This is a genomic window from Spirochaeta lutea, from assembly GCF_000758165.1.
Classification (GTDB): domain Bacteria; phylum Spirochaetota; class Spirochaetia; order DSM-27196; family Salinispiraceae; genus Spirochaeta_D; species Spirochaeta_D lutea.
On sequence record NZ_JNUP01000052.1, the window covers coordinates 1 to 12,157 of the forward strand.

The 12,157-nt window shown below is 48.0% G+C and carries 10 protein-coding genes and 2 rRNA genes; 11 read left to right on the forward strand and 1 reads right to left on the reverse strand.

Going from position 1 to position 12,157, the window contains the following annotated elements:
• From DC28_RS06630 to DC28_RS06680, 11 genes are all read left to right on the forward strand, one after another.
• Positions 1 to 2,751 (forward strand): 23S ribosomal RNA (locus DC28_RS06630); the annotation flags it as partial.
• Between the two features lie 174 nt (positions 2,752 to 2,925).
• Positions 2,926 to 3,041, forward strand: a 5S ribosomal RNA gene (gene rrf / locus DC28_RS06635).
• 661 nt (positions 3,042 to 3,702) lie between these two features.
• Entirely contained in the window at positions 3,703 to 4,035 is a 333-nt protein-coding gene (locus DC28_RS06640; protein WP_037547138.1) for a hypothetical protein, read from the forward strand.
• A 29-nt stretch (positions 4,036 to 4,064) separates the two neighbouring features.
• Complete coding sequence (locus DC28_RS06645; RefSeq protein WP_156104606.1) at positions 4,065 to 4,334, forward strand: hypothetical protein; 270 nt, start codon at positions 4,065 to 4,067, stop codon at positions 4,332 to 4,334.
• Entirely contained in the window at positions 4,331 to 5,707 is a 1,377-nt protein-coding gene (locus tag DC28_RS06650; protein ID WP_037547140.1) for an alpha/beta fold hydrolase, read from the forward strand. Before DC28_RS06645 ends, DC28_RS06650 begins: the two co-directional genes overlap by 4 nt.
• 9 nt (positions 5,708 to 5,716) lie before the next feature.
• Positions 5,717 to 6,988: an outer membrane protein assembly factor BamB family protein gene (locus tag DC28_RS06655; RefSeq protein WP_156104607.1), complete on the forward strand. Its 1,272-nt coding sequence runs from the start codon at positions 5,717 to 5,719 to the stop codon at positions 6,986 to 6,988.
• An 80-nt stretch (positions 6,989 to 7,068) separates the two neighbouring features.
• Positions 7,069 to 7,689: a hypothetical protein gene (locus DC28_RS06660; RefSeq protein ID WP_037547142.1), complete on the forward strand. Its 621-nt coding sequence runs from the start codon at positions 7,069 to 7,071 to the stop codon at positions 7,687 to 7,689.
• A 9-nt stretch (positions 7,690 to 7,698) separates the two neighbouring features.
• A complete protein-coding gene (locus DC28_RS06665; protein ID WP_037547143.1) occupies positions 7,699 to 9,450 on the forward strand; it encodes a hypothetical protein in 1,752 nt (583 codons plus the stop codon).
• A 285-nt stretch (positions 9,451 to 9,735) separates the two neighbouring features.
• On the forward strand, positions 9,736 to 10,341 hold the full coding sequence (locus DC28_RS06670) for a TetR/AcrR family transcriptional regulator (RefSeq protein ID WP_037547144.1): 606 nt from the start codon (positions 9,736 to 9,738) through the stop codon (positions 10,339 to 10,341).
• A 121-nt stretch (positions 10,342 to 10,462) separates the two neighbouring features.
• Positions 10,463 to 10,858: an FMN-binding protein gene (locus DC28_RS06675; RefSeq protein WP_037547145.1), complete on the forward strand. Its 396-nt coding sequence runs from the start codon at positions 10,463 to 10,465 to the stop codon at positions 10,856 to 10,858.
• 180 nt (positions 10,859 to 11,038) lie between these two features.
• The gene (locus DC28_RS06680; RefSeq protein ID WP_037547146.1) at positions 11,039 to 11,773 is read left to right on the forward strand and encodes a DUF4097 family beta strand repeat-containing protein; all 735 of its coding nucleotides are present in this window, start codon (positions 11,039 to 11,041) and stop codon (positions 11,771 to 11,773) included.
• A 9-nt stretch (positions 11,774 to 11,782) separates the two neighbouring features.
• Here the strand turns inward: DC28_RS06680 and DC28_RS06685 are convergent, their stop codons facing one another.
• Positions 11,783 to 12,133, reverse strand: coding sequence for an FHA domain-containing protein (locus DC28_RS06685; protein ID WP_037547148.1), 351 nt, complete (start codon positions 12,131 to 12,133; stop codon positions 11,783 to 11,785).
• Positions 12,134 to 12,157 lie beyond the last annotated feature (24 nt).

Consider the following 12,157-nt stretch of genomic DNA (forward strand, 5'->3'; position numbering starts at 1 on the left):
GAGATGGCCAAAGTAGCGGCGAGCGAACTGGTCGGAGCCTAAACCATAGGGGTGTAAGCGGTATGGCGTTGCCTGTATGGGGTTGAAGGACCGTTTGTAGGATGCATACTCATCCTGGTCAGGTAAGAAACCGAGTTAGTAGCAAAAGAGTCTGGGAAGGCACACCATAGAGGGTTACAGTCCCGTATGCGAAACTAACTTGGCCTGGCGAAACGGCACCTGAGTAGAACGGGGCACGAGAAACCCTGTTTGAATCTGGGGAGACCACTCTCCAAGGCTAAATACGAGATAGTCACCGATAGCGAATAGTACCGTGAGGGAAAGGTGAAAAGAACCCCGGGAGGGGAGTGAAAGAGAACCTGAAACCGTAAACTTACAAGCGGTCAGAGCTGGTCTTCGGACTGGTGATGGCGTGCCTTTTGTAGAATGAGCCTGCGAGTTACGGTAGGAAGCGAGGTTAAGGTATTGAAGTACCGAAGCCGGAGGGAAACCGAGTCTGAAAAGGGCGAAATTAGTTTCCTGCCGTAGACGCGAAGCCAAGTGATCTACTTATGGCCAGGTTGAAGCTTGAGTAAAATCAAGTGGAGGACCGAACCCTAGTCTGTTAAAAAAGGCAGGGATGAGCTGTGAGTCGGAGTGAAAGGCTAAACAAACTTGGAGATAGCTCGTTTTCACCGAAATAGCTTTAGGGCTAGCCTTGCAGGAGTGTACCGGAGGTAAAGCACTGGATGGGCTAGGGGGTGTCACAGCCTACCAAACCCAACCAAACTCTGAATGCCGGTATATGCTCTGCAGGAGTCAGTCTACGGGTGATAAGATTCGTGGACAAGAGGGGAAGAGCCCAGACCGTTAGCTAAGGTCCCTAAACTGTGCTCAGTGGGAAAGGAAGTGTAGCGGCGAAGACAGCCAGGAGGTTGGCTTAGAAGCAGCCACTCCTTTAAAGAGTGCGTAATAGCTCACTGGTCGAGTCGCTATGCGCTGATAATGTAACGGGGCTAAGCACAGTACCGAAGCTACGGATTGTATGAAAGTACAGTGGTAGGTGAACGTTCCCGAGGCTGAAGAAGGTGTTCCGAGAGGATAGCTGGAGGCAAGGGAAGTGAGAATGCAGGCATGAGTAACGAAAAGGGAGGTGAGATTCCTCCCCGCCGAAAGCCCGAGGTTTCCTAAGTAAAGGTCGTCTGCTTAGGGTTAGTCGGCTCCTAAGGCGAGGCCGAAAGGCGTAGTCGATGGGAAACTGGTTAATATTCCAGTACCTCGTATAGTTTCGAAGGGATGACGCATGAGGCGAGTTCAGGCCGGGCGAATGGTTGCCCCGGTTTAAGCATCCGAGCCGGTGATTGTGGTAGGCAAATCCGCCGCAAGAGGTAAGGTGTGAAGACGAGTGGAGCTACGGCGAAGCGAAGCTGAATAAGTCACGGTGCCAAGAAATAATCTCTAAGGTTAGGCTATATGAGACCGTACCGAAAACCGACACAGGTGGGCGGGAAGAATATTCTAAGGCGCGCGAGAGAACCCACGTTAAGGAACTCGGCAAATTGCATACGTAACTTCGGGATAAGTATGGCCGACACTTTAACGTTCACGTTGAAGAAGGTCGCAGAGAATCGGCCCAAGCGACTGTTTACCAAAAACACAGGTCTCTGCAAAATTGTAAAATGAAGTATAGGGACTGACACCTGCCCGGTGCCGGAAGGTTAAGAGGAGCTGTTAGCGTAAGCGAAGCAGTGAATTGAAGCCCCGGTAAACGGCGGCCGTAACTATAACGGTCCTAAGGTAGCGAAATTCCTTGTCGGGTAAGTTCCGACCCGCACGAATGGTGTAACGACTTGGGCGCTGTCTCAACGTGGGACTCGGTGAAATTGGAGTAAGGGTGAAGATACCCTTTACCCGTGGTTAGACGGAAAGACCCCGTGAACCTTTACTGCAGCTTGGCATTGAGACTTGGTCAGACATGTGTAGGATAGGTGGGAAACTGAGAAGTCTGTACGCTAGTATGGATGGAGTTGTTGGTGAAATACCACCCTTGTCTGATTAGGTTTCTAACTGTGGCCCTGAAGCGGGTCAGAGGACAATGTCAGGTGGGCAGTTTGACTGGGGCGGTCGCCTCCTAAAGAGTAACGGAGGCGCGCGAAGGTTCCCTTGCGCTGGTTGGAAATCAGCGTGTAAGTGTAAAGGCAGAAGGGAGCTTGACTGCGAGACAAACAAGTCGAGCAGGTACGAAAGTAGGTCTTAGTGATCTGGCCGTGGCGAGTGGAAGCGCGGTCACTTAACGGACAAAAGGTACTCCGGGGATAACAGGCTGATTTTGCCCAAGAGTTCATATCGACGGCAAAGTTTGGCACCTCGATGTCGGCTCATCGCATCCTGGGGCTGGAGCAGGTCCCAAGGGTATGGCTGTTCGCCATTTAAAGCGGTACGTGAGCTGGGTTCAGAACGTCGCGAGACAGTTCGGTCCCTATCTGCCACGGGCGTGGGATGCTTGAGAGGATCTGCTTTTAGTACGAGAGGACCGAAGTGGACGAACCGCTGGTGTACCAGTTATCCTGCCAAGGGTACGTGCTGGGTAGCTACGTTCGGACGGGATAACCGCTGAAGGCATCTAAGTGGGAAGCCCCCCTCAAGATGAGGCATCACACCATCAAAAGATGGCTGAAGGGCCCTGGAAGAATACCAGGTTGATAGGTTGGAGGTCTAAGTGCAGGAATGTATGCAGCCGACCAATACTAATCGCCCGTGAGGCTTGACCATATTTTCCGGTGCTGTCAGCTTCTGACAGCCGCGAGGAAGGCATGGCACATCGTCAGCACAGGGGCCAAACGGCCCGGATGCGCAGGATTGTTTTAACCAACAGGCCATACCCGGTAAGAAACGGGGATGGGTCTGATGCTAGCTTTCAAACTCTAACAATGCAAAGTAATTTTGCCTGGTGATAATAGCGAGGAGGTTCCACCCGTTCCCATACCGAACACGGAAGTTAAGCTCCTCTGCGCCGATGGTACTGTACCGCGAAGGTACGGGAGAGTAGGTCGTCGCCAGGCTTTTTTTTGTCCTGAAATCCTCAGGACAAAAAAAAGCCTGGGAACCTCAAGCCCCGGGCAACGCCCTGGGGCGGAATCGAAGCGGCGGCGCAGCTGACGCGGAGAAGGCTTTTTTTATGCCCAGGTGAAAACCTGGGTATAAAAAAAGAAGGTCCCTGGCGACGACCGTAGCAAGGGGCGCACCGCAGCGGAGCGAGGAGCGCGCCCGGTTGGGAGCGATGACGCGAACGCGTCGGAGCGGAGTGTCGCCAATCAACTAAGCGTCGAAACCCGATAGAAACATCCGCCCGTCTACACCTTTGGAGCCTCCTGGTGTAGATTTCTCAGATGGCCGATTTCGACGGCCTTGAGAAGCATCTTTCCACCGTACAATGTGCCGAAAGGGTTCGGTAAACTGTCTTCTCATCCTTGTTGCAGGACTTAAATGATTCCCTCAGCTGGAGCATGGCAGACTTCAGTTGTCATGCGACCTAGGCTTGCCTTTAGAGTAATCTCATACGAACCGATTGGGTACCATTTTATGCCCTTACCGATGCATGGAGTGCTTCATGACTCTCATAGCCAAAATTGGCTATAGGGATAATTCAATTTGTTATGGCGGATATTGCATAATCCTCTTAAAATATTTAAAAAATTAGAGTTTCTTGATGGAGAAATGACCATGTTTGTACAAAGAGTTAGTACAATCCCTCGCTATCTTACATTGCTCTGTGTTGGTTTCTTTTTACTGATATCCTGTAACGCTATTTCGGGAAATCTGGAACGTAATGCCGATGCGGGGGCAGATCAGGTAATTGATCTGGATTCGGTAAGTGTTTATTTTGCCGGTTCAAGTACCGATCCGGTTGTTTCCATGGATGCCTCCGTTACGGTCACTATTCAAAATAACCGGCAGATGAACAGCTTTAAGCAGCTTGCAACATACCGATTACGACAGAAGGTCATTGGAGGAAGGCTCTATACACGGATACCTACTTTCAATATCAGATTGTAAATGAACAACCAGTGTTAGTGGGTCAGGTAGTGGAAACCCACTATGATTTTGATGACGTCCTGGATGTAGAAATGGATGCCATACCGCAGAATTTTGATATAGATCAGGTGGATGTAGTAACGGAAAGTGAACTTGCAGAAATGGCAGAAGGAGGGTTAGTGGTTCCTATTGATCCCCTTCTGGGTGACCGTACAAACCCGGATTACACCGAGACTACTATTACAACCTACGACCGAATAGAGTTGAACGGCGTACAAGATATTGATATGAGAATCCTTCTTCCAGGAGAAAGTCGATGAAACGGATAATCACAGTTTTGATAATTATGTTTTTTATTATTGGAGCTGGCTTTGGCCAAACGGTGGATAATCTTTTGTTTTTTACTGGAATAGGATCAGGAATGAACGCCTATGGAGTTAACAAAACAACTAACGAACTCTCCATAAAAGAGCAAGTTGATATTGTGTATAATCATACAAAGGGAGGAAGTCCAAAGGTAATTGTTGGACATAGCCAGGGCGGTGTTCGTGCCTTAGGATTCGCAAGTATCTATCCTACGGCAACTGCTGCGGTTATCACCATTGGGGCTCCAGTACGTGGGCATGCGATGCTTGCAAACCCAAGGGAGAAAGTTCGGAAAATAGATGCGGGTATCCGAACAATTACCCGAGGGGTTGCTGCAGTACTCCCAGGATTTGGCAGCCTAGCCCTTGCTGGTTTCGATGTACTTGGTCTAGGCTCTCCCACCCGATCCTTATTAACCATTCTAGGTCTTGTTGCTCCTGAAAAACTTGATGATGTTAACGTAAGCAACATCGCAGAGATTGCTTTGAATCCAGGTTCGCGAACTGGAAACCCGGGGCTTCATGATCTAAGTCCAACAAGTAGTTTTATGAAAGATTATATTTACCCTGGTACGTCTCCGGTGTATAGAACTGTGCGGACCCAGATCGGTACCCGCAAAATAGCCAAGATAAGCTCATATAAAACGGTAAAATTCCTGTTTTTCTCTTGGAAAAAGCCAGTGTATACATATACATATACACCGATCTATAAAACCTATCAGGTATTCAGCGGTACAACACCTGTTCCCAAGATTCCAAAGGATGTATTTGTACATTTCATAACCGGTTCACAAAACGATCCAATTACCTTACTAGAGAATGAAGATCAGAAAATAGCGAGAGATACACTTGATAAATCTCAGGGTGTGTTATCCCTTGTGTCGAAGGCTGAGGCTGCAGCAGCGGTAACCATGAGTTTCACTGGCGTGGCCTTATGCGCAACGATAGGCGGTATTCCCGAAGGACTCCTTCTCATGGCAAGCGGGGTATACTTTGCAAATTTGTCGGCAGACGCAAATAAAGGGGCTCAGTATCTAAAGAATTACAAAGAAAATTTCGGTGATATTCTTGGTAACCGGGAGAATGACTCGTTCATTCCTTTGGATGCTCAGAGTTGGGATGCCAGTTTGGGGGGAAGTCCGATTGTGAGCTCTCTCAGCAGGGATTTCCTACTTAATCATGCTGAGCAAACAGATAGCGAAGGTCTATGGGGACGTGGCGGTTCTTTGGATAAAAAGCTCATCACAGGTGGTTGGTTGGGTTATGTATCTGAGACACTATCGCAGATGCGTATACTACCTAGTGGTAGTAGTTTTCAAGGGAAGTAGGATATGTCCTTGAGTAGAAATAAAAAGCTATGGTATGGCTTGCTCATCGGGTTTATGCTCTCAAGTTGCTTAAGCTGTTTCATATTTTTTCCGGATGATCCCAAAGAGCCGGTAGATCCCACCGACCCCGACACAATTCCTCAACTGACGTTAAATGTGGCATGGCAGATTGATAATGCCTTTCCAGATCTGCGCTTTATGTCACTGCAGGACACCTACCTTATGATCCCCCATTTTAAACAGGGGGGGCTCATACTTGCAGACGTTCGAACTGGACAGGAACTCTGGCGGATAGAGAATCTATTCATTCCTATGTCCAGTGCCGTCATGCATAACGATACAATATATATCCTAGGAGAATTCGCAGATTCCGATACAACCTACCTCATTTTAATTTCCGAAGCTGGTGTATACAAGGGACGAATGAGTATTGAAGCTGAAAGAATGTCAGCTCGCTGGTTATTTCTCTTTGGAGATTACCTTTTCTGGACAAATAACGTTTTAGTCAAGGCCGATTTATCCAAGGAATTTGTACTCCTGGAAGGTAGTACAGATACTTATGATCCGGAGTATAATCTTACCTTCTATGTGCCAAAAATGCCGGATCCAGAAAGACCACATTTCAGGGCAATGGGAGATACAGTACTAAAACTAGGCGAAGATATAATTTTTACCTACAGAGATCCTTATAGCTCAATTACATGGAAAGAACCAACTAGGGTTGTTCGCTTAAATGCTCACTCCCTCGCTGAGGTCTGGAATTATTCTACAAGAAAAGCGCGGTTATTCTATCAACTTGATCTTGCTCTTTATAAGAATAAAATTCTTCTTAATGGGGGTATGGGTGTGGAGCTTATTGATTCGGAGAACCCCATTGGTAAGGATCCATATTGGGTATTTGATGACATTGATCATAATCACATGGGTTACCCAATCATTGTTGGGGACTCGATATACACAGCCAGCTATGTACGAGGAGCAGCTGTTAGAGCTTATAGCATGGAAGATGGTTCACTTCTTTGGTCACTGCCTAATCAGAGTGGAGCTGACCAAAATCCCCAATGGTACAATGGCGTACTATATGTTTCGCAACCCCAAGGCGTATTGGCAGTGGATACAGCAACCGGTTCCTGGATAGGCCGGGATGATAACCATCCTGGTTACTCGGAACAAGTGAATGGCACCTTGGTTTATGAGAACCTGTTCATACATTTTACAGATCAGATACCAGGAACCGGTGGCCGCGTGGAAGCCCTTTACATGGATGTGCAACCAAAATGAAGTGGAATTATGGAATAAGGCCGTATTTAAAGTGTCTTGGTTTAGGTATTGTGCTGAGCCTTATTGTAGGTTGCCCTCTCATGCGGCCAGGTATCGCATCAACCAGGGTGAGTGTCGCTTCACAGTATGGCTCTGGTGTTCAGATCAAGGTATTTTTAGAAGCTACTGATGGGAATGTACTTACCGGAGCCCGGGTATCTGCCGAAAGCCCCGGTTCCTCCATCCAAATATTGGGATTTTCCCAGAATCTGGGGTGCTATACGGGTGTGTTCTCACAGCTCCTCTCTGGGGAGTACGAAATTACTATTGCCTCCGCCTTGCTTGATGATTCCATTAGGGTAGCGGTAAATCACCAAATACCAGAAGGGAAGCCCAATATAACCTCCTGTACGGATCAATCCGGTAACAACGGCATGCTCGGTCAGTCGCTTCAGGGTACAGAAGATATAACCTTGGAATGGAATTCCATTACAGGAACCAGTGTATATGACGTGAGTGTTAACCAAGGTGTTATACAGAGTTGGCAGTCAGCAACTGCTGAGAACACCATTATAATTCCGGGAAATATTCTTTCGGAAGGCGATTATACGGTAGCCGTAAACGCCCAGTGGGTAGACGGCGATCCCTTGCTGTTTGACCCGCTCTTTTATTCTGCCAGTGAGAGCCAGGGTGCAAGTTTTTTATTGAACGTTCAGGAATAGGTCCGGTTTATGGGAAAATTTGGTAGCCATCTGTTCATTGTTTCCTTGGTTCTGGTTTTTTCAACCTGCGTACTTTCGCCAAACACAAATGATGGGTTAGTGATTCTGAGTCCAAACGATGGTGCAGTGTTCGCATTTAATGAAGCAGTGAAATTTGTCGCTTCAGCTGTTACAGTTCCTGACGATCTTACCTGGCACAATGAACAAGGTTCCATTTGGGGAAAAGGTGCTGAATTTACCAAGGTACTCATAGCTGGAGAATATACGGTCATTCTTAAGCAGAATAGCCAAGAAGTCGGCTCGGTGTCCTTTACGGTCCTTCCCATGGATTTTTCGCCCGGTTCCTTCGTACAATATGTTCAGATGCTGGACAGCCAAATTCATATCTTGTCACCTGGGTATTATATACCCGGGTATGTCAATCTTGGTACCGATGCTGCTCAGCCTACTATCAATATCCCTAAAGATCGTGGGGCTGGGGCAAAAGATTCCTTCCCCGCTTTGGATGTCCCACCAGTTAGAGATCCCATTCTCACTCTTCCAAAGGGGTATGAAGCACCGGATCAACCCATACCCTCCCACACACGGAGTCTTCAAGATTCAGCGGATTACATGATCACCCAGCGCGAATTTTTTATTCCAAACCTCAATGATTCCCAGTCTGATCCCAAAATCATTACTGCTTCAGCGGTACTTCGGGATAACTCGGTAGTGTTGTGGGTTGATGAACAAACGATTATACCCACTGCGGATATCGAGAGTTTATTCGAGAAGACACATCAAATCTTACCCCGGGTAGAAACACTATTTGGGATACGAGGAGCTACAAACGGAGATCGCAAAATACATATACTTTTTACCCCGCTGGTTAACCAATCCTCGGTAGCAATCGGTTTTTTTAACCCAACAGATCTCTTACCCCGCAATACCCAGGATTGGAGTTCATCCTACAATCCCTTCTCAAATGAATGCAACCTCCTTACTCTGGGGGTTCCCCAAGAAGGTTCTGATAATGGTTCATTTTCTTTATCTTCGCTTGCAGCAACCATTTCCCACGAACTCTCCCACTTGATCCGGTTTCAGCGAAAGACAAGACAAGTAATGCTATCCGGGAGTCAGGATGTTCCGTATGAGGAAATCTTCTTAGATGAGGGATTAGCCCATCTAACAGAAACACTCCTTGGGTATGGTGTCAGCGGAGGGAATTTGAATTTCGCGCAACATTATTTAGATTCCTCGGCTGTCTATTCGTTCTCTGGTTTGAGTCTTAACGGCCAGGACGATTCAGCAGGGCGTAGGGGGGCGATGTTACTTCTGCTCAGTTGGTGGTTCTGGAAACAAGGCGGTCTTTCCGTAAATGAAGATGGCGGATTTGTTGACCGGGGTGGAATAAGGTTTTTACAACAACTTGTTGATACCCAGTTGACCGGCTGGCCTGGGTTAGAATCTGCATTAAACACATCCAGATCACAAATCATAAAGCGATTCTTTGAAGATTCGGTACTGAACATTGAAAAAAATGACGTGCCCAAAGATCCATTTACCCATGAGCCCCTCGGCGTGCAGGTACATGGTGGGGGAATCTCGGGATTCCGAGCTATGGAGGAGGCTGGTCTCATGTCCATCGCCCCCATGGCCATTGGATACTCTGGAGCAATTTTCGTCTCGGGGTATCCGGAGGTTTTCTTGGGCGGGTCAGCAGCTCAGCGAAACCGAGTTCAGGGGCATCTTCATGTTTATTGGTTCATGATTGAACCGTAATTCAAACTGTAAATAGCGCAACCCGGGTTACTAACTAGATGCAATTTGATTCTGACGCAATCCTAAGTCAGCACGTAAACCGAAATAATCGAATTCGTACATATAACAATAGAAAAAAAATGTAACAGTGTTATAAATCAGGGGAGATTTTTACTAAGTGCGTAAAAGCTTGTAACATTCCCCATCCGCGGCGCTACCCCTGGGGCCCTGAACCCAGGCAGCCCCGCTAAATCCGGTGTAGTGTACAAGCGTTTGCCCTCCATCAGAGTTTCAAGGAGATCCCCTGTGCAGAAGAATGATCGGAAAACTCTCAAGTCTGACCTCGTTCGTAAAGCATTCGCTGAGACTGCAAAAGCGATTATTGTGAAGGAAGGTTACGAAGGCGTTTCCATTCGGAGGATAGCTGAGCAGACTGGGTATACCTATGCCACGATCTATAACCATTTTCGCGGAATTGACGAGCTGCTCTGGCTCGTACGAGATCTCTTGATACGGGAAATCATCCAGTATATGGAAATACATGGTCCGAAGGAGGTTTCGGGGATAAACGACGTGAGGGCATCGTTTGTTACCTACGCTGCCTATTTTACTGCTAAGCCCCAGGTCTTTCGGTTCTTCTACTTTCGCAAATTGGATCCTCAGGAGAAACCCCAAGGGGCAGGGGAGTATGCATCGGCGTTAGAGGCTAAGGTTCATGGGACATTTGCGTTTCTTCAGCAATCCGAACAATTTACCTCAGAAGAAATCCCCATGCTTATTAAGATTTTGATAACAAGCATTCATGGAATGCTAACCCTTGCGCTTTCTGAAAATGATACGCTAAGCATTACGGACATACCCTCGGAGATCGATGGCATGTTCAGGTATCTCTTTGAAAACCCCAGGAAGTAAGCGGTGCGATTAGGCAAGAAACTAAAAATGTGTAAAGGATGTAACGTTCCATATCGGCAGCTCAAAATCGAGATGGAGATTAATTGGTAGTTGATCGCAATAATAAGAAAAGAGGAAGAGTATGAAAAAAAGAACCAGAGTTGTGTTAATTAGTTTGGGATTGTTGGTCGCCCTCGGCATCGCCGGCGGAATCGTTATTTCCAGGATGGTAGACAGGTTTTCCACATATCTCGATACCGTGGAGATCATACCGGTGGATATATCCGCTGTTGGGGATGGAACCTATCGAGGAATGGTGGATACCGGCGTCATCCTCGTAGAACTGGAAGCCCGGATCGAAAACCACCGGATAGTGGACATCCGACTTCTGCAGCATCGTAACGGTCAGGGCGAAAAGGCGGTAAGGATAATCCCTAGGATTCTCGAAGAGCAGCGTATTGATGTGGATACCATCACCGGAGCCACCTACAGCAGTCTTGTGATTCAAGATGCCCTGTCACGGGCATTGCGACAGTAGGTGGCAGCTCCGCTGTATTTCGTATGGTTGATACTTCTCGGGGTAGATTTCTTCAGGATCGGTAATCAGAAGAAACAACCGGGGCCGGTCGTGGACTACAAGGAGTAACATCTTTGCACCTCCGATATGTTACAGGACTCAGAGATTAAACAACCATTCAAGTCCGTTTTAGGAGGATCTATGAAGAACCGAAGAATTACCCGAAATACAGTCAGGCTAGGCGTGAAGGGCTGTTTTGTTGCCCTCTGTCTTGCCCTTACCGGTATGACGGGGTGCCAAGCCATGGGCCTGACCGAACCGTTTTCGTACAGCGAAGATGGCTCTGGTATCCAGGGTGTTGCGGTACAGAATACCAGCGGCAGTATCGAAGTAACCGAAAGTCCGGACAACCGTATTAGGATCCGGGGGGTTAAACGCTCCTACGGGTTTGATAATCCCTCATCGGTGAATATCAATGTACAGCGGTATACCAATACGATCTCGATCAAAACTGAATACCCCCAGGGGTGGAGCAGTTCGGTTTCGGTGGACTATGAAATTCAACTACCCGCGGGCATGGAAATCACCCTAGAAAACACCACGGGAAGTGTAGAAATACGCGGTTCGTTTGCCGTTCCCCAGGTGGCCGTTACGACCGGATCTATCGAGGTGTGGGAAACCCTGGCAGTAGGGGGCCTTCAGACGACCACCGGAAGCATCCGGGGCGAACTCTCCGGACTGATTGGGGATCAGGTGGAAATTCAGACTACCACCGGATCGATAAACCTTCGGCTGGATCCGGATATTAATTGCAGTATTGAGGCGGAAACGGTTACCGGGTCGTATACGAACCTGAGTACTCTAAATAAGGTTGAGGGAACCCCGCGGGTACTGAGGCTGCGAACCACTACCGGAAGTATTACCCTGAAAAACTGAGGGGTGTCCTCAGGAACCGAGCAAGTGTAGTTCAGTCCGGCCGATGGTAATGGAGTCCGCTGCAGAGAGGCGGACGTAGGTGCCGGGCTGAATTTTTTTTCCGTTTACATACACTCCGTTGGTGCTGTGCTGGTCGGTAATAAAATATGCGCTCTTGATCCGCTGGACCACGGCATGGTGCCGGGAGGTCAGGTTATCGCTGAGCACTATATCGCAATCCGGCGCCCGGCCGATGACGATACGGTCTGTTACCAGGGTCTTGTTCCCCCCGTAGCGCAGATACACCGACTCCGCCTTTTTTATCTTCGCCAGGCGTTCACCGAGGTTGCTTGAGCTGATGATGGTTTCTTTATCGTCCACTCCTGGATTGTACCCCGGTTTATT

Bases quoted from the DNA above. Each gene is read 5' to 3' on its own strand.
- DC28_RS06640 (WP_037547138.1), top strand. From the start codon at position 3,703: ATGTTTGTACAAAGAGTTAGTACAATCCCTCGCTATCTTACATTGCTC.
- DC28_RS06660 (WP_037547142.1), top strand. From the start codon at position 7,069: ATGCGGCCAGGTATCGCATCAACCAGGGTGAGTGTCGCTTCACAGTAT.
- DC28_RS06665 (WP_037547143.1), top strand. From the start codon at position 7,699: ATGGGAAAATTTGGTAGCCATCTGTTCATTGTTTCCTTGGTTCTGGTT.
- DC28_RS06680 (WP_037547146.1), top strand. From the start codon at position 11,039: ATGAAGAACCGAAGAATTACCCGAAATACAGTCAGGCTAGGCGTGAAG.
- DC28_RS06675 (WP_037547145.1), top strand. From the start codon at position 10,463: ATGAAAAAAAGAACCAGAGTTGTGTTAATTAGTTTGGGATTGTTGGTC.
- DC28_RS06650 (WP_037547140.1), top strand. From the start codon at position 4,331: ATGAAACGGATAATCACAGTTTTGATAATTATGTTTTTTATTATTGGA.